Annotated in this window: 14 protein-coding genes, 1 pseudogene and 1 other annotated feature; of the genes and pseudogenes, 2 read left to right on the top strand and 13 right to left on the bottom strand. The window is 48.4% G+C overall.

The window, feature by feature from the left end:
* Positions 1-6 precede the first annotated feature (6 nt).
* The 11 genes and pseudogenes from Selli1_RS01555 to Selli1_RS01505 all read right to left on the bottom strand — a co-directional run.
* Positions 7-237: pseudogene (locus Selli1_RS01555) on the bottom strand (sigma-70 family RNA polymerase sigma factor); the annotation flags it as partial.
* Positions 216-674 carry an anti-sigma F factor gene (gene spoIIAB, locus Selli1_RS01550; protein WP_138373325.1) on the bottom strand — a complete coding sequence of 153 codons (459 nt, stop codon included), beginning with the start codon at positions 672-674 and terminating at the stop codon, positions 216-218. The pseudogene Selli1_RS01555 and the gene spoIIAB, both read right to left, overlap by 22 nt.
* Positions 671-985 (bottom strand): STAS domain-containing protein, encoded by a 315-nt coding sequence (locus tag Selli1_RS01545; RefSeq protein ID WP_087167746.1) that lies wholly within the window; start codon positions 983-985, stop codon positions 671-673. The genes spoIIAB and Selli1_RS01545 overlap by 4 nt, the downstream gene beginning before the upstream one ends.
* A gap of 137 nt (positions 986-1,122) precedes the next feature.
* Positions 1,123-2,466: a tetratricopeptide repeat protein gene (locus tag Selli1_RS01540; RefSeq protein WP_281872146.1), complete on the bottom strand. Its 1,344-nt coding sequence runs from the start codon at positions 2,464-2,466 to the stop codon at positions 1,123-1,125.
* Between the two features lie 18 nt (positions 2,467-2,484).
* A complete protein-coding gene (locus tag Selli1_RS01535) occupies positions 2,485-2,619 on the bottom strand; it encodes a hypothetical protein (protein ID WP_255396431.1) in 135 nt (44 codons plus the stop codon).
* Complete coding sequence (locus Selli1_RS01530; protein ID WP_330677421.1) at positions 2,613-3,920, bottom strand: bifunctional folylpolyglutamate synthase/dihydrofolate synthase; 1,308 nt, start codon at positions 3,918-3,920, stop codon at positions 2,613-2,615. Before Selli1_RS01530 ends, Selli1_RS01535 begins: the two co-directional genes overlap by 7 nt.
* Position 3,921: 1 nt before the next feature.
* Positions 3,922-6,144, bottom strand: a complete 2,223-nt coding sequence (locus tag Selli1_RS01525; RefSeq protein WP_281872145.1) for an LTA synthase family protein — start codon at positions 6,142-6,144, stop codon at positions 3,922-3,924.
* Positions 6,145-6,160: 16 nt separating this feature from the next.
* On the bottom strand, positions 6,161-8,812 hold the full coding sequence (locus tag Selli1_RS01520; RefSeq protein WP_281872144.1) for a valine--tRNA ligase: 2,652 nt from the start codon (positions 8,810-8,812) through the stop codon (positions 6,161-6,163).
* 54 nt (positions 8,813-8,866) lie between these two features.
* Positions 8,867-9,112 (bottom strand) — a binding site (T-box leader).
* Between the two features lie 79 nt (positions 9,113-9,191).
* Positions 9,192-9,857 carry an HAD hydrolase-like protein gene (locus Selli1_RS01515; RefSeq protein ID WP_138373322.1) on the bottom strand — a complete coding sequence of 222 codons (666 nt, stop codon included), beginning with the start codon at positions 9,855-9,857 and terminating at the stop codon, positions 9,192-9,194.
* Positions 9,838-10,575, bottom strand: a complete 738-nt coding sequence (locus Selli1_RS01510; protein ID WP_087253443.1) for a DNA alkylation repair protein — start codon at positions 10,573-10,575, stop codon at positions 9,838-9,840. The genes Selli1_RS01515 and Selli1_RS01510 overlap by 20 nt, the downstream gene beginning before the upstream one ends.
* 6 nt (positions 10,576-10,581) lie before the next feature.
* Complete coding sequence (locus tag Selli1_RS01505) at positions 10,582-11,601, bottom strand: asparaginase (RefSeq protein ID WP_087167719.1); 1,020 nt, start codon at positions 11,599-11,601, stop codon at positions 10,582-10,584.
* A 207-nt stretch (positions 11,602-11,808) separates the two neighbouring features.
* Between Selli1_RS01505 and Selli1_RS01500 the strand changes: the two genes are divergently transcribed.
* Complete coding sequence (locus tag Selli1_RS01500) at positions 11,809-13,155, top strand: MATE family efflux transporter (RefSeq protein WP_191433725.1); 1,347 nt, start codon at positions 11,809-11,811, stop codon at positions 13,153-13,155.
* Between the two features lie 104 nt (positions 13,156-13,259).
* Here the strand turns inward: Selli1_RS01500 and Selli1_RS01495 are convergent, their stop codons facing one another.
* Positions 13,260-13,802: an HD domain-containing protein gene (locus Selli1_RS01495; RefSeq protein WP_191433774.1), complete on the bottom strand. Its 543-nt coding sequence runs from the start codon at positions 13,800-13,802 to the stop codon at positions 13,260-13,262.
* A 173-nt stretch (positions 13,803-13,975) separates the two neighbouring features.
* Here Selli1_RS01495 and Selli1_RS01490 point away from each other — a divergent pair, with 173 nt between their 5' ends.
* A complete protein-coding gene (locus tag Selli1_RS01490; RefSeq protein WP_191433723.1) occupies positions 13,976-14,722 on the top strand; it encodes an SDR family NAD(P)-dependent oxidoreductase in 747 nt (248 codons plus the stop codon).
* A 157-nt stretch (positions 14,723-14,879) separates the two neighbouring features.
* Here the strand turns inward: Selli1_RS01490 and Selli1_RS01485 are convergent, their stop codons facing one another.
* Positions 14,880-16,682: an alpha-amylase family protein gene (locus Selli1_RS01485; protein WP_281872170.1), complete on the bottom strand. Its 1,803-nt coding sequence runs from the start codon at positions 16,680-16,682 to the stop codon at positions 14,880-14,882.
* Between the last annotated feature and the right edge of the window lie 24 nt (positions 16,683-16,706).

Raw genomic sequence — 16,706 nt, 5'->3', positions numbered from 1 at the left:
GTACTCTATTGGTACCGCGTAGGTCGAAAAACGAACGTCGTATGTCAGATCAAACTTGTCAATCGCCTTTAACAGACCGATACTCCCGATCTGGAACAGGTCCTCTGCCTCGGTTCCCCGTCCACTGTATCTTCGAACAATGCACCAGACAAGCCCGACGTTTTCTTCTACAAGAAGTGCTCTTGCATCCGCGTCACCCTGATGTGCCTTTTCAATCAGCTCTGCGGTATGATCCATCCGTCACGTCCTTTGCCGATGATTTTCTTCATACGGACGGTTGTCCCGCATCCGGGACTTGATTCCACCGCCAGCTCATCCATAAAGGCCTCCATAAAGGCAAATCCCATCCCGGAACGGTCCAGTTCCGGCCGTGTCGTAAACATCGGCTGCATTGCTTCTTCAATATTTTCAATTCCTTTTCCTTCGTCCCGTACTTCGATTTCCAGCGCATGTCCTGCTGTCACACATCGGATGTAGATTTTATGTATTTCCTGATTGTAGCCATGAATCACCGCATTGGTGACCGCCTCGGAGACAGCGGTCTTGACATCCGCCACTTCCTCCAGTGTTGGATTGAGCTGTGTCATGAACGATGCCACTGCCACCCTGGCAAATCCTTCGTTTTCCGAGCAGCTGTCAAATATAATCTCCATTTCATTCGTATCCTGTTTCATTGTCTTTCCTCCTCGTAAATTCGAATAATCTTTGCAGCTCCTGACATTTTCAGGATCTTTTTCATCCGGTCATTCAGATTCGCCGCCCAGACTTCTCCTCCGGTCAGGCTCAGTTTTCTGTATCTTCCCATCATCACCCCGATTCCGGAGCTGTCCATAAAGCTTGTCTCCCCAAAATCAAAAATCACATATTTCACATGATTTCTTTCAATCTGCCGGTCTGCCTCCCTGCGGATTTCTTCCGTCTGATGATGGTCCAGCTCCTTTGGCAGAAAGATTGTCAGACAGTTTTCTTCTATCTGATATTTCATGCGGTCTCTCCCCTTTCCGTTGTTTCCTTTCCGGTTTTTCACGACACCGCCTTCCCGGGGTGTCCGCCGGAACAAAAAGAGGATGATGCACACTGTGCACCATCCTCTTTTGTAGTATCGGATCTTTTATCCGGCTGTTATTCTCCTGTATTTCCCGAACCGGCTGCATTCAGGCTCTCAAGAGCCGACTGCGCCTCCTCCGCCAGAGATGTACCGGAGAACTGCTCCGTTACTTTCTGATAATAGTTCTTTGCATTTTCCGTGTCGCCTGTCTCCTCATAAGCCTGAGCAAGAAGATACATGGCGTTTCCATCGTCATAAGTCTCGTCCATCCTGACAACTTTCGACAGATTCTCGATTGCCGCCTCGTAGTTTTCCACATCCGAGTTGGCCACTCCCCGGTTGTACTGTCTCCGGCAGGCTGACGGGTAAATGCTCTCTGTCAGTTCTGTAAACTGTTCTTTTCCCAGATCTCCAAGACAATCCTGATTGATGGCCAGAAGCTCATCCGCCAGGTTTTCATTCGACTCCGAGCCGTTGCGGTATTTGGTCTGAATATCCATCAAAGACTCGTAGCTGCTCTTTGTGGACTCCGCGGTCTCTTTTGCCGTCTGTGCCTCATCACTCTGGGTCCGGTAGCTTTCCAGCTCCTTTTCCAGGGCGCTGATCTCAGACTCCTGGGAAGCGATCTGGTCGCTTGCCTCCACAATGCTTTCATTCATCTGTCTTGCCTGGGACTCATTGACCGCCGGCATAATCAGGAACCACATCACTGCCGCTCCGACCACAAGGCCGATGACAATATTGGCAATCGTAAACGCCATTCCTTTTTCCCGTTCTTTTGTTTCCACCGGCTGGATGATTGTTTCATTGCCGAGTTTATAGCTTACGGTCTGCTGTTCCTTCACATCCTTCTGTCCGGACGTACGTTTTCTGTGCATCCGGTTCAGCTCGTAAATATAGTTCAGCGTGATCGGATCTGTCGTATCCAGCTTCTGTGCCTTTCTGAGCACCTGTCTCGCCTTAGCATACTGCTCCGTGTGCAGATACAACAGTGCCAGAAGCTGATATGCTTTCAGAAAATCAGGGTGTTCGGTTACGATCTTTTTCAGCTGGATGACAGCCAGATCTTCCCCTCCCTGTCTGCAGTACTGCAGGCACTGGTTGTACTTCTTCGCAGTCTGATCGACTGCTTCCAGATCCCCCCTGGAAGATTTGAATTCATCGATATAGTCGGATGCGATATTGTCAGCAGGAACCAGCTTCAGGCTCACTGTCCAGACAACAAGCGCACGCGTCACATCTCCTCTGCCATAATAGACAAGTCCCAGAAGATTCCTTGCATCCTTATTATATTTATCAAATTGAATACTTTTTTTCAGTGAGTTTTCTGCTCCTGTCAGGTCCCGTATTTTCGCTTTTCTCAATCCATCATTATACCAGTACAGGGACCGGTACCTCAGTTCTCCTCTGATATCCATTTATATCTCCCCGTTCTGTTATCTCGTTGTTTCCAAGATATCTTTTAAAAGATCCGACAGATCCGTCAGATCCTCACTCAAGGCCTCTTCTTCGATCTCATCTACTTCCAGGCTTGGCTGAAATTTCTTCAGTTCTTCTTCAAAATTTAACATCTGGCTGCCTCCCTTAGTAATGTTTCCATTTCTCCTACAAGGTACAGGGAACCAAAACAGTATACTTGATCCTGTTCCCGTTTGCAGGCAGTGACATAGCTGCACGCCTCTTTTACCGTATCTTTGACTACCACGCGGCTGTCCGTCCATTGAGCAAAATCCTTCTGAAGCTCTCCGGGATTTACTCCCCGCTCATCCGGAATCTTTGTTACAACAATCAAATCTGCCGGAATTTCACGGCAGACAAAACGGATCATTTCATGATAGTCCTTTTCCTTCACCGCGGAAAACAATACGATCAGCTTTCCATCCGGACTGCGAAATTTCTCCTGCATCCGGATACTTTTCGCAAGCGCTCTGACAGCCGGCATATTGTGTGCACCGTCCAGTACGATCCCCGGAAGCGCTTCCTCCATCCTTCCCTTCCAGGACGTCGTCTCCAGAATCTTCCTCCACGATGCCGTCGGCTCTTTGACCAGACGCTTCATTGCCTCCAGCGCGAGCACTGCATTCATCGGCTGATACGATGCTGTCGTCGGCAGTTTCCACATTGCAGTATCATCATACCGATTTGACGTTGAAAATTCAAGATCCTTTCCCGTAATTTTCATGATTTTGAACGCATTTTCCGAGATTTCTCTACATTCCGCGCCGGCATTTTCCGCCGTTTTTTTCAGGACACCAAGTGCCTTTTCATCTGTCGCGTCGCAGATCAGCGGCACACCCGGTTTGATGATTCCCGCTTTTTCCGCAGCAATCTTTTCGATCGTATCTCCCAGAATCTCCGTATGATCCATTCCGATGGACGTGATCACGGTCAGGTCCGGATGTTCAATGCTGTTTGTCGCATCCAGTCTTCCTCCGAGACCTGTCTCCAGAATGATATATTCCGCCTCTTCTTCGTCAAAGAATTTCATCGCCATTCCGAATAAAAACTCAAAATAAGTCGGGTGGCCAAGTCCTTCTTTTTCCATCTCTCCGGCGGCTTTTCGAACTTCCTCAAATATCCGGACAAATTGTTCTTCGGATATCATTTCTTCGCCGATACGGATCCGCTCCCGGATCGTAACAAGATGAGGGGAAGTAAACAGTCCCGTCTTCTTCCCCTCTCCGGTCAGAAGCGCCTGCAGATATCTGCACACGCTTCCTTTCCCGTTGGTCCCTGCCACATGGATGATCTTTTTCTCGCGCTGGGGCATACCCAGATACGATAAAAATACTCTCGTATGGTCCAGGGAATGTTTTTTTGCAAACATCTGAAGCCTGTCAATATAGTTTACCGCTTCTTCATAATTCATCATATTATTCCTCATCGCTTGTGCCTTCAAACGCTTCCACCCAGTTCTTTGCCGGCTCATCCTGCTCCTCTTCCGGAGCCAGGGTGAGCGTTCCGTTCTGGTAGACATATTTCTGAGAGGTGGCAAATACCGTACTGCTGGATCCCATCTGGATCACAGTGATGATATCTCCGTCCTCCAAAGCACAGTCATTTAACACCACATGAGTGTTATTGAGGAACTTGCTTTCCTGCTGTTCCCCATTGACAAAGATCTTACTGTTCCGCGTCATATTTTCTCCGTACAGACTGTAGGAATTTTCCTCTCCAGGCTGCGGCACAATATTATTCAGCGTCACATCCTTGACGCCCATTCTCATATGTCCTTCCGTGATCGGCGGGTTGCCGTCGTACACGTACTGCTCTCCGTAGAGAATGTCATACTGCAGAAGTTCCAGATCTTTCAGATAATCTTCTGTCTGCCTTCTCTGCTGATGATAGTTGAACACCGTTCCCGAATGGATTCCCAGACGTTCAAACACATCTGCCATAATCTGGTAGGACGGTATGTTTCTGTCCTCTTTCTCAAGTCCGATGTTGTCCCAGATCACGTAATTGGTATTGTAGAGATACCGGCTCTTCAGATCTTTCGCCTCCAGTCCCATGGTCGGAAGGTGGTCTCCGTAAAACACGATGACGCTTGGCTCATCTCTTTTTTCCACCTCTTCCACAAGGTGCCGGGCGAACTGATCCATTTCATAGATCTGGTTTACATAATATTCCCATGCATTCTGCTTTCCTTCATCTTCCATTCCGGAAACGGTAATCTCCGGATTCTCAATGACTTTCTCTGTCGGATAATCACCATGCCCCTGCACACTGATAGTAAAGACAAAATCCTGCTGTTCATCATAATCCAGTGCGTCCATGATGTGTTCCACAAGAATATCATCCTTTGACCAGTTATTCGGTGTAGTCTGAAGGATATTCATAAATTCCTTGCTCGTAAACGTATCAAATCCGGTATTATTGTACACCCGCGCACGGCTGTAGAAATTTCCGCCGTTATTGTGTATTCCGTGAGTTCCGTATCCGAGGGCAGAAAGCGCTGTTGCCGCACTTTCGCAGACTTCCGTCTTTAATTTTGTCTTAAATGGATACTCGCCCGGTCCGAAATACCGCATGTTCATTCCGGTCAATACCTCAAACTCTGTATTTGCAGTTCCCGCACCGACAGACGGTACCTTGAAGTATCCGGTCGAATACTCATTAAACAATGACCTCAGGAACGGAATCGGGTCCTTGGAGAGCTGGTAGAATTCCACCTCCGTCGGATCAAAGAAGGATTCCAGCTGCACAAAAATAATATTTGGCATCTCGCCTTCTTTCAGACTTGTTTCACTCTTTGTCAAAGTTCCGTCCTTGTTAATCTCATCGATCGTCTCTTCACTGTATCCGTTCGGTTTATCAATTCCCGTGTTGAACAGACTGGCAGAAAAGCAGTACGGAAGTCCATAATCTTCATATGCAAAAGCAATATTTCCAAAATAAGTCGATACCACACGATGGTCAACCGCAAGATTTGTCAAAACCACATATGCTCCGCAGCAGATCCCGACACCGGCCAGCGCGAGCCACCTGTGCATCTTCCCCTGATACTGTCCGCCCCGGCGCCACATGGCAATCACCCATATGATCACCGCAACAACACCGACTGCCATAATGATCAGCTCATAGACAGCAAAATAATTGGTAAACAGGGACAGTCCTTCGGTCAGTGCCTTCAGGTCCTGTGCATTAAACGGCGTGACCCTCTTTAAAAGCATCGCTCCGTTTACAACTCCAAGCATCAGCCAGAATACACTGATCAAAATCCGAACAAACACCCTCCGCCGGAACAGATAGACAATTGAAAATGTTACAAAAATCATAAACGCATTGTAAAGAAATACAAGCGGCGTTTCTACCATATAATTCCATGCCGCGAAAACAGAATGGCGTGAAATACTTTCAATGATCAGGTTGATGACCATTGCCCAAACCGCGTGAAGCGGAAGGGAAAAAATATTCATCCACTTGTACACCGGCGCCATCTTTCTGGAAAAAGCGCTGTTTTTGCGTTCTTCCAGAATCCGCTGCCGGCGTTCTTTTCTTTTTTTCAAATTGTTCTTAATATCCTCTCTGCTCAGGTGACGCAGTCTCTCTATTTTTCCTTTGATATCCGGTTTCTTAAAATGGATTTTCTTCATGATTTCCCCTTGTCTGCTATTTCATGATCGATGCAAGACGTTCCTGAACCTGTTCCATCATCTGTGTATATTTTTCCAGCTTGGCCCGCTCTTCATTGACCTTTGCCTCCGGCGCCTTACTCATGAATTTCTCATTGTTCAGCATGCCGTTTACACGGGCAAGTTCTTTTTTCAGCTTTTCTTCTTCTTTTAAGAGACGTTCCTTCTCCTGTTCAAAATCAATCAGATCCTCAAGCGGCATATACACTGCTCCATCCGGAACTACAATAGAAACCGCATCCTCAGAGATTCCCTCTTTCGTTCCCTGAATGATGAGATCGCTTGCATTCATCAATGGTTTCACTGATTCTTTTAATGTTTCAAACCCCTCACAAAGTGTCTCATTCTCACAAACAATAAATACTTTTGCCTTCCGGCTGTTTGGCACGTTCATCTCAGCACGTGCATTTCTTACACCCCTTACAATATCCTTGACATGATCAACGATATTTTCTTCCTCCGGGAAGTTCAGTGCTTCATCGTATTCCGGCCAGTCAGACATCATCAGAGATTCTTCTGACGGAACAAGGGCACTGTAGATTTCTTCTGTCACAAACGGCATGTACGGATGCAGAAGTTTAAGTGCGTCCGCAAGAACCGTTTTCAAGGTCCAAAGCGCTGCATTGGCTGCCTTATAATTTTCATCGGAATGGTAAATACGGTATTTTGCCATCTCGATGTACCAGTCACAGAATTCATCCCAGATAAAGTCGTATACTTTCTGTACTGCAATTCCCAGTTCAAATTTATCCATGTTTTCCGTCACATCTTTGATCAGACGGTTTGCTCTGGAAAGGATCCACCTGTCAGCTGCTGTCAGATCCTGGGCATCCGGACGGCTGATCACTTTATCTTCCATATTCATCAGGATAAACCTGGAAGCGTTCCATACTTTGTTTGCAAAGTTACGGTTTGCTTCTACTTTTTCTTTATAGAAACGCATATCGTTTCCAGGTGCGTTTCCTGTAACCACCGTAAGACGGAGTGCATCGGCGCCGTACTCGTCGATAATCTCCAGCGGGTCGATTCCGTTTCCAAGAGACTTACTCATCTTTCTTCCCTGGTCATCCCGGATCAGGCCGTGGAAGAATACCGTGTGGAACGGACATTTTCCGGTCTGCTCAAATCCTGAGAATACCATACGGATTACCCAGAAGAAGATGATGTCATATCCGGTTACAAGGACGTCGGTCGGATAGAAGTAATCCAGTTCCTCTGTCTGATCCGGCCATCCAAGTGTAGAGAACGGCCACAGCGCGGAGGAGAACCAGGTATCCAGTGTATCCTCATCCTGTGTAAAGTGCGTGCATCCGCATTTCGGACATACGGACGGAGCTCCGCCTCTTTGTACAATCATTTCGCCGCATTCGTCGCAGTAGTATGCCGGAATCCGGTGTCCCCACCAGATCTGTCTGGAAATACACCAGTCACGGATATTGTTCAGCCACTGCAGGTATATTTTGTTCATACGCTCCGGAATCAGCTTTAATTCTCCTGTTTCCAGCGCTTTGATGGCAGGCTTTGCAAGCTCTTCCATCTTGACAAACCACTGCTGCTTGATTAACGGCTCGACCGTCTGCTTACATCTCTCGTGTACACCTACATTATGTGCATAATCTTCCACTTTTACCAGATATCCCTGATCTTGCAGATCCTGCACGATGGCTTCTCTTGCTTCGTAGCGTCCCATACCTGCGTACTTGCCGCCGTTTTCATTGATCGTCGCATCATCATTCATGATGTTGATCTCTTCCAGACCGTGTCTCTTTCCGATCTCAAAGTCGTTCGGGTCATGTGCCGGAGTCACTTTCATGGCACCGGTTCCGAATTCCTTGTCTACATAGGCATCCGCAATGATCGGGATTTCCTTATTTACAAGCGGCAGAAGCGCTTTCTTTCCAATAATATCGGTATAACGTTCATCTTCCGGATTTACTACAATCGCAGTATCTCCAAGCATCGTCTCCGGACGTGTCGTCGCGATCACAAGGCTTCTGTCCGTGCCTACGATCGGATAACGGATGTGCCAGAAATGTCCTGCCTGTTCCTCATGCTCTACTTCCGCATCGGAAAGGGATGTCTGGCATACCGGACACCAGTTGATGATCCGGGAACCTTTGTAGATATATCCTTTTTCATAAAGGCGTACGAACACTTCCTCTACAGCCCTGCTGCATCCTTCGTCCATCGTGAACCGCTCTCTGTCCCAGTCACAGGATACGCCAAGTTTCTTTAACTGGGATTCAATCGTCCCTGCATACTCCTCTTTCCACTCCCAGACACGATCCAGAAAGCCTTCTCTTCCAAGCTCCCTCTTGTCGATGCCCTCTTCTTTTAACTGATTCGTCACCTTAACTTCGGTGGAGATCGCCGCATGGTCCGTACCCGGAATCCAGAGGGCATTGTATCCCTGCATTCTCTTATAACGGATCAGGATATCCTGAAGCGTATTGTCCAGGGCATGTCCCATGTGCAGCTTTCCTGTGATATTCGGCGGCGGCATCACCGTCGTAAACGGCTTTCTGCTCCTGTCTACTTCTGCGTGAAAATACTTATTCTCACACCATTTTTCATAAAGCTTCGGTTCAATCTCCTTCGGATTGTACGTTTTGTCCAACTGTCTGCTCATCATTACCTCCTCATTTCAAGCGTTCCTGTGAATAACAAAACGCCCTTTACATATGTAAAGGGCGTCAAAACGCGGTACCACCTTTTTTATACACCTGTCCTCTCTGACAGATGTATATCTCTTCGTTCTATAACGGGAACTACTCCGGGATCTCCTACTGTCCTTTCTCTCAATCGGACACATTCAGACATCCGGCTCCAAAGCTACCTTCCACAACTCCTTCTTGTAATCACCTTCCAGCCAGCGGGTAATTCTCTCTGTCAAGGGCAGGTGTGTACTCCTCTTTATCAACACCTTTAAATATGAAACTATGATAATCATAGTCATCAGCCCCCGATTTGTCAAGGAGTTCATGGAATTTTCATGGAATCTTAAGGTTCTAGGCCTCTCCCTTCAGAAACTCTTTCAATTCTTCGACCGAGTCAAAAATCATATCCGCTCCGGCCGCCTCCAGCTCCTTCCGGCTTCCGAATCCGTAGAGGACTCCGGCTGAGGCAAGTCCGAATGTCCTGGCGCCAAGGATGTCATGTTCCCTGTCTCCCACCATGATAACCGATGGATCTCCCGGTTTTTTTCCGCACGTTTCCAGCGCATAGGCAATGACATCTTCTTTTGTCAGCCTGCTCTCATCCATGGTCGCCCCGCAGATGTAAGTGAAGTATGACTCAATCCCGGCATCTCCGGCAATGATTCCGGCATAATGTTCCGGCTTGGAGGTGGCCATGACAATGCGGAGGCCTGCTTCTTTGAGCTCCCGCAGCATGGTTTCCACCCCGTCGTACAGACGGTACTCATACACACCTTTTGTTCCGAAATTTTCCCTGTAATATTCCACCGCTTTTCTTGCCTCTGTTTCACTCAGCCCGGTGTATTTCTGGAACGAAGTGAGAAGCGGAGGCCCGATAAACGGAAGCAGTTCCTTTCGTTCCTTTTCAATTCCAAATTTTTTCAGAGCGTAGACTACTGAATTGATTATTCCCGGCTCCGAATCGATGAGCGTTCCGTCCAGATCCAGAAAGACGGTGTCAAATCCTGGTATTCCCATGTTCTTCCTCCTGTTTTCGTTTCAGTGCATTAAGCATTTCCTTGTCCTGAGCGCTGACCCGTCTCGACTCTCTGCATTTCTGGATCGCCTTGTTGTGGGTCCAGATATCCAGCTTCTTTTCTTTCAGAAGTCCAAGTACTTTTTCCGGGTACTTCACATATGCGGTTGCCACGCCCCAGGCGATCCCCATCCGGACATAATAGTCTTCTGACCTGATATCCGCATACCGGCGCAGTACTTCATCTATATACCGGTCATTCAGGAAATGGTCCATCAGTGCGATTACACCAAACCGGAGCTCAAATTCCCGGCTGCTGTTCAGCCATTTTTCCAGATAGGAAAACCAGAATTCCGGATCCTTTTCCATCCATTTATACGTGGAAGTGCTGCAGTCACAGTCCGCCCAGGACAGAACTCCCGGTACCCAGATATCGAGCATGGCCGCATGTTCTTCTCTGGATGCTTTTCTGTATCCGGAAGCCATCCCAAAGAGCATGTGCTCTTCCTGATAGACGCAGCTCCCATGATCCCGGAGCATTTCATCAAGCCATCCGCCCTCCGGCTCTTTTGCCGCTTCTTTTGCAAGTTCCCGAAGCTTCGGTATCCGGATGCCAAGCGTCGGCATGGACGGTGCATTTAAAATCCGGTCGTTGAATTCCTTATAGGCTTCATCGGACAGCGTCTTCAATCTGTCCCGCATTAGTTCCCGTTTTCCCATACTCTTTTACTTATCCTCTCTGAATCCCGCGAACAGGATATCGTGATTAATCATTCTGTAGAATCGTTTTTTGATTTCCTCATAATCTTTTGCCGGCTGCGCCATCAGCCACATGAGTTTTGTAATCGTAGCCTCCAGTGTCATGTCATAGGCTTCCAGAAGATCAAAATCCTGCTTTACCTTTTTTCCGACCTCGTAGACTGTCATATTGCTTCCTTCACTTACAACCTGTGTCGTCATGACAATCAGTTTTCCTTCTTTTTTCCACTTCTTCATTCCCTCATAGACTTCCGCAGTAATGCTGTCCGGAAGTCCGCCTACGCCAAAGCTCTCGATCACGACACAGTCATACTGTTCCAGAATCTGAGTCAGCACGCCGCTTCGCATGCCCGGAACCAGTTTCAGCACATAAACACTATCTTTCATGTCATGGTAAAACCGTACTTCTCCCTTATGCCGTACCGGCGGGATGTACCGGATCACCTGACCGTCCTGAATCACAGCCGGGTACGGGAAATTAATGCTGGAAAATGCATTGTAGCTTTTCGCCCGCTCCTTTTTCGCCCTTGTTCCGATAATGACTTTGCCGTCAAACACGATGCTGACATCTTCGGAATCGTCATCCGCCGCGTAGATAAAGCTGTCCAGCAGATTGGTCTTTGCATCCGTCACGTCCATATTGATCGGCTTCTGTGCTCCGGTCACGACAATCGGCTTTGGGGAATTCTGAATCATATAGGAAAGCGCCGCCGCTGTGTAGGCAAGGGTGTCGGTTCCATGGCAGATCACAAACCCGTCATAGGCATCGTAGTGCTTCTCCACCGCTTCCACCATCAGCTTCCAGTGCTCCGGTGTTACATTGGTACTGTCGATATTGCACACCTGCAGCGTCTCCACCCCACATACATGTTTCACCTGAGGAATGCAGGCCAGAATGTCATTCGGCGTCAGGCCCGGGGCCAGTCCGTTTTCCGTCTGCTTTGAGGCAATCGTCCCTCCGGTTCCAATCATCAATATTTTCTTCATTTGGTTTTCCTCTCTTTACATAGTTCGTTCCATCAGTGAAAAGCCCCACCGGATGTCCGGATGGGGATTATTCTATGATTTTAGTATAAGGAAATTCCGGCCGGAAATCAACCGGCTTATAGGATTTTGCATCCTTTTATGATAAAATGTAGATATTCGGCCACAAGGCCTGATTGCAATAAAGCTTTTACAAATGGGGGATTACAAATGAGACAAAAGATTGATTTACTGAACGGACCGGTTTTCCCGTCACTGACCAGACTTGCTCTCCCGATTATGGCGACATCTCTTGTCCAGATGGCATACAATCTCACCGATATGATCTGGATCGGAAGAATCAGCAGTGACGCGGTCGCATCTGTCGGGGCTGCCGGCATGTACATGTGGTTTGCGAATGGAATCACTGTACTTGCAAAAATGGGCGGACAGGTCAAGGTCGGACATTCTCTTGGCGCCGGCGAACGGACCGAGGCATGCGGCTATGCCCGGAATGCGATCCAGCTTTCCCTGATTCTCGGACTTGCCTACGGCATCATCTGCCTTCTTTTTCAAAAGCCGCTGATCGGATTTTTCCGGCTGAATTCTCCGGCAGTCATTCAGAATGCAGAAATTTATCTTGCCATCACCTGCGGGCTTGTCGTTTTTTCCTTTTTAAATCAGGTTTTTACAGGAATTCTGACTGCCATGGGCAACAGCCGTACTTCCTTTCTCGCAACCGCTGCCGGTCTTATCATCAACATCGTTCTGGATCCGGTTCTGATCTTCGGCATCGGTCCGTTTCCGAAACTTGATGTGGCAGGTGCTGCAATTGCCACAGTATTTGCCCAGGCTGTGGTCACCGTCGTTTTCCTGCTTTCAGTCCGTAAAGAGCCGGATATTTTTATGAATCTTCACTTTTTTACAAAGCCTCAGCTTTCTGTGCTAAAAGAGCTGATCCGTATCGGACTGCCTTCTTCTGTCCAGAGCATGATTTTCACCGGCATTTCCATGGTAATCGCCCGGATTGTTGCCGGATTCGGAGATTCAGCCGTGGCTGTCCAGAAAGTCGGCTCTCAGATCGAGTCTATTTCCTGGATGACGTCGGATGGATTCGCCGCTGCGGTCAATTCTTTTATCGCCCAGAATTTCGGCGCAGGCAATGCTGCAAGGGCAAAGAAAGGCTACCGTTGCTCCATGGTGGTCGTCCTGCTGTGGGGTGTCTTCTGTACGATCGTCCTGATCGTCTTTCCGGCGCCGATTTTCCGGATTTTCATTCCGGAGGCGAACGTCCTCCCGATGGGAGTGGCTTACCTGCAGATCCTCGGGGTCTCACAGCTGTTCATGTGTATGGAAATCACGACCGCCGGAGCATTTTCCGGGCTTGGGCGGACACTTCCTCCGTCTGTCGTCAGCATCACGCTTACGACAGCAAGAATTCCTCTTGCCCTGCTTTTGATCTCTACGCCGCTCGGACTGAACGGAATCTGGTGGAGTATTACGATTTCCAGTATTTTCAAAGGGCTTGTCCTTACGGCAGCCTTTAAAAAGATGGCATTTCGGCCTGCAGCGCAGTAACATAACATATTCAGGGAAGAAAACAGCAGGTGCGGAAGTGAATGTCCTGCCTGGGCATCATACCACTTCTTCACCTGCTGTTTTTTGATCTATCACATTTTCTGTCAGTTCCCGCCAAAATGGCGGTCCACCAGATGGCAGTACTCTTCATACGCCGGCACTCTGGCAAATCTCTCCCGCAGTGCCTCCTGAATTCCCCTGTAATACCAGCCAATTGTTTTTTTATCCTTCATACGGAAACGGTTCCACAAGTCTTCGCCGACCACCGGATAGTCACGGTCAATATCCCGCATATTGGAAAGCTTGTCCGCAAGCCCGATCATCTGCACCTCAAAAGACGCCGTCCGGATCCGCTCGATGGTCGAACCTTTCCTCTCCATCCATGATTTGGATTTGTCCTCGCTCTCCTGGGCAACCAGCGATGCAACACGCTCCGAAAAATTCTCCGCAAGGACCTCCCGCGTCACCCCCTTGCAGTCCTCGATCGTATCGTGCAGAATCGCCGCGCTGATCACCTCTTCATCGGTTGTCATCGTCGAGACGATATCTCCCACTTCAATCGGATGAATGATATAAGGACGCCTGGTCCCTTTTCGAAACTGTCCTTCGTGTGCCTTTGTCGCAAATTCGATTGCCCGGTCTATCATCATATTTGATTTCCTTTCCAACTGTTTGCATTTACACTTTAAGGTTACCACTTTGAAAAATAAAATCAAGTTTTTTCTTTCATACATGTCACTTCTGACGTATACTGGATGATGTCAACATATATGTAATGTCAACATATATGCAAAAAATGTTCAAAAAGGGGATATCTAAGATGAATCAAAAATCAGGTGTACTGATTACCGGAGCTTCCAGAGGCATCGGACGGGCATGCGCCCTTCTCCTTGCCGGACACGGTTTTCATATTTTCTTAAACAGCGCACATCATATAGAAGCACTGGAGGAAGTCCGCCGGGAAATTCTCTCGATTCCAGGCGGCTCCTGCGAACTCTGCCCGGGGGATGTCGGCAACCCTGACCAGGTCCGTAAAATCTTCGCAACGATTGCCAGTTCCGAACATACAGACGGAGGACTCGACATCCTGATCAACAATGCAGGCATTTCCCACATCGGCCTTCTGAGCGACATGACCGATGAGGAGTGGAGCCGCCTGATCGCCACCAACCTCTCCTCCGCCTTTTACTGCTGCCGGGAAGCCATCCCTCATATGGTGTCCAAAAAATCCGGAAAAATACTCAACGTCTCCTCCATGTGGGGACGAAGCGGCGCATCCTGCGAAGCAGCCTACTCCGCATCCAAAGCCGGCATCCAGGGACTGACCCAGGCCCTCGCCAAAGAACTCGCTCCAAGCAATATCCAGGTCAACGCCATCGCTTTCGGCGTCATTGACACCGACATGAACCGGATGCTCGATGCCGAAGAACGACGCGCCCTCGCAGAGGAGATCCCGGCCGGCTACTTCGCCTCACCCGAAGAAGCAGCCCGGATGATCTGGAACACCCTCAACGCACCCGCCTACATGACCGGACAGATCATCGGGTTCGACGGCGGATTCCTGTAACCCGGACAACGGTGTGTAACACACAAACACTAAAAAAATTCCATTACGCCCAGACGTAACAGAATCTCAACATTTGCAATATTCACCTCATATTTGTCACACTTTTTCCATTGGGGACGTGTTCCGATGCATCGGAACACGTCCCCAAAAATAAAATCTATTGTTTTATGCACCATGTGAATCCGTATTCGGGCAGTGTAATTGTGCCGTTTTCCAGGATTTCGCCTGTGAAGAGTTCGTGGTAGATCCCTTCTTCCGGAAGTGTTAACTGTTTTTTACAATTGTTAAAGTTGAAAAGGCCTGTGAGACTTTTTCCGTTGTGTTTCCGGATGATTCCGAGGACTTCCTGGTCTCCGGTGTCCCAGGTGGTGACTGCTGCTTCCGGTCCGAGGATATCTTCCTGTGCTCTTATTTTTTCCATGTAGGAGAGGGTCTGGAAGATTTGTCCTTCTACGGTGTTCTGGTCATCCCTGTTTTTTGCGAGGTCCCATTTGAAGGTGCCTCTGTGGATGTACCGGGAGTCCGTTTTTTTCTCTTCGTCTTCTTTATAGGTGTAGTCGTTGACCTGCCCGATTTCGTCTCCGCTGTAGATCATCGGGATGCCGGCCTGCATGAACATGTAGGCGTGGAGCATGAGATCTTTGCGGACGGCTTTTTCCATTTTTTCTTTATCCTGTTCAAAACCGGCGCTTTCGATGCCGCACATTGATGCGGTTGTTCCGCAGAATCTGGCGTCTTTTGTCACGGGGTCATCGTTGTAGAGTTCTCCTCTGCTTTCGCTTCCCGGATACTTTCCGGTGAAGTAATCGTTCAGGTACTGTTTGTGTGGAATTTCCTCCATCTGCCATTGTTTCAGTGTGTCGTAGTCCAGGCCCCATCCGATGTCGTCGTGGCACCGGAGATAATTCAGGAAGGTATATTCCTTTGGAAGGCGGTTTACAATGTCAAGCTGCTTTTTCAGCAGTCTGATGTCGTGTACAGCCACGGTGTGCCAGGTGGTTGCCATGGTCGTCACGTTGTAAAGCATATGGCATTCCGGTTTGTCCACGGTTCCGAAGTATGGTACGACTTTTTCCGGTTCCATGACCACTTCTCCAAGCAGTGCCACCGCCGGGCAGACGATTTCTCCGATCATGCGCATCATCCGGACAATGGTATGTACCTGTTTTAAATTCCGGCAGGATGTGCCCATCTCTTTCCAGATATATGGAACCGCGTCAATCCGGATGATGTCCATTCCCTGGTTGGCAAAGAAGAGGAAATTATACATCATTTCGTTAAATACCCTTGGATTTCCGTAATTTAAATCCCACTGATATGGATAGAAGGTCGTCATCACATAGTGTCCGATCTCCGGAATCCAGGTAAAATTCCCCGGCGCCGTCGTCGGGAATACCTGCGGCACGGTCTTTTCAAACTGTTCCGGAATCCAGGCATTGTCGTAGAAGAAATACCGGCTCATATACTCGCCTTCGCCGTTTCTTGCGCGGACAGCCCATTCATGTTCCTCGGATGTATGGTTCATGACGAAATCCATGCACACATCGATTCCCATGTTATGGCATTTGGCGGCAAGTCTTGCCAGATCATCCATGGTTCCCAGATCCGGGCGGACCTTCCGGAAGTCTGCCACCGCATATCCGCCGTCTGATTTTCCTTTTACGGTATCGAGAAACGGCATCAGGTGAATAAAGGAGACATTGCTCTCTTTAATATAATCGAGCTTTTTCTGCACTCCCTTCAGATTACCGGCAAAATTATCGATGTAGAGCATCATGCCAAGCATACCCTTCCTGCGGTACCAGTCCGGATGTGCTTCTCTCTCACGATCCCGCTTTTTCAACGCGGCTTTTCTTTCTGTATAGTATTGATACATCTGGCTGCACAGTTCCGCATACATGTCTTCATTCTGATACAGCTCCATATAAAGCCATTTCAGCTCGTCCTGATGCTTCTCCATGCGTGCCTGAAATTCTTTATCACT

It is taken from the genome of Sellimonas catena, from assembly GCF_027924685.1.
GTDB classification, from domain to species: domain Bacteria; phylum Bacillota; class Clostridia; order Lachnospirales; family Lachnospiraceae; genus Sellimonas; species Sellimonas catena.
This window is presented reverse-complemented; position numbering and strand designations above follow the sequence as displayed.

What these genes read in the sequence shown, in the direction of transcription:
- spoIIAB (WP_138373325.1), bottom strand. Translation starts at nt 674, where the DNA reads ATGAAACAGGATACGAATGAAATGGAGATTATATTTGACAGCTGCTCG.
- Selli1_RS01545 (WP_087167746.1), bottom strand. Translation starts at nt 985, where the DNA reads ATGAAATATCAGATAGAAGAAAACTGTCTGACAATCTTTCTGCCAAAG.
- Selli1_RS01540 (WP_281872146.1), bottom strand. Translation starts at nt 2,466, where the DNA reads ATGGATATCAGAGGAGAACTGAGGTACCGGTCCCTGTACTGGTATAAT.
- Selli1_RS01535 (WP_255396431.1), bottom strand. Translation starts at nt 2,619, where the DNA reads ATGTTAAATTTTGAAGAAGAACTGAAGAAATTTCAGCCAAGCCTGGAA.
- Selli1_RS01530 (WP_330677421.1), bottom strand. Translation starts at nt 3,920, where the DNA reads ATGATGAATTATGAAGAAGCGGTAAACTATATTGACAGGCTTCAGATG.
- Selli1_RS01525 (WP_281872145.1), bottom strand. Translation starts at nt 6,144, where the DNA reads ATGAAGAAAATCCATTTTAAGAAACCGGATATCAAAGGAAAAATAGAG.
- Selli1_RS01520 (WP_281872144.1), bottom strand. Translation starts at nt 8,812, where the DNA reads ATGAGCAGACAGTTGGACAAAACGTACAATCCGAAGGAGATTGAACCG.
- Selli1_RS01515 (WP_138373322.1), bottom strand. Translation starts at nt 9,857, where the DNA reads ATGGGAATACCAGGATTTGACACCGTCTTTCTGGATCTGGACGGAACG.
- Selli1_RS01510 (WP_087253443.1), bottom strand. Translation starts at nt 10,575, where the DNA reads ATGGGAAAACGGGAACTAATGCGGGACAGATTGAAGACGCTGTCCGAT.
- Selli1_RS01505 (WP_087167719.1), bottom strand. Translation starts at nt 11,601, where the DNA reads ATGAAGAAAATATTGATGATTGGAACCGGAGGGACGATTGCCTCAAAG.
- Selli1_RS01500 (WP_191433725.1), top strand. Translation starts at nt 11,809, where the DNA reads ATGAGACAAAAGATTGATTTACTGAACGGACCGGTTTTCCCGTCACTG.
- Selli1_RS01495 (WP_191433774.1), bottom strand. Translation starts at nt 13,802, where the DNA reads ATGATAGACCGGGCAATCGAATTTGCGACAAAGGCACACGAAGGACAG.
- Selli1_RS01490 (WP_191433723.1), top strand. Translation starts at nt 13,976, where the DNA reads ATGAATCAAAAATCAGGTGTACTGATTACCGGAGCTTCCAGAGGCATC.
- Selli1_RS01485 (WP_281872170.1), bottom strand. Translation starts at nt 16,682, where the DNA reads ATGGAGAAGCATCAGGACGAGCTGAAATGGCTTTATATGGAGCTGTAT.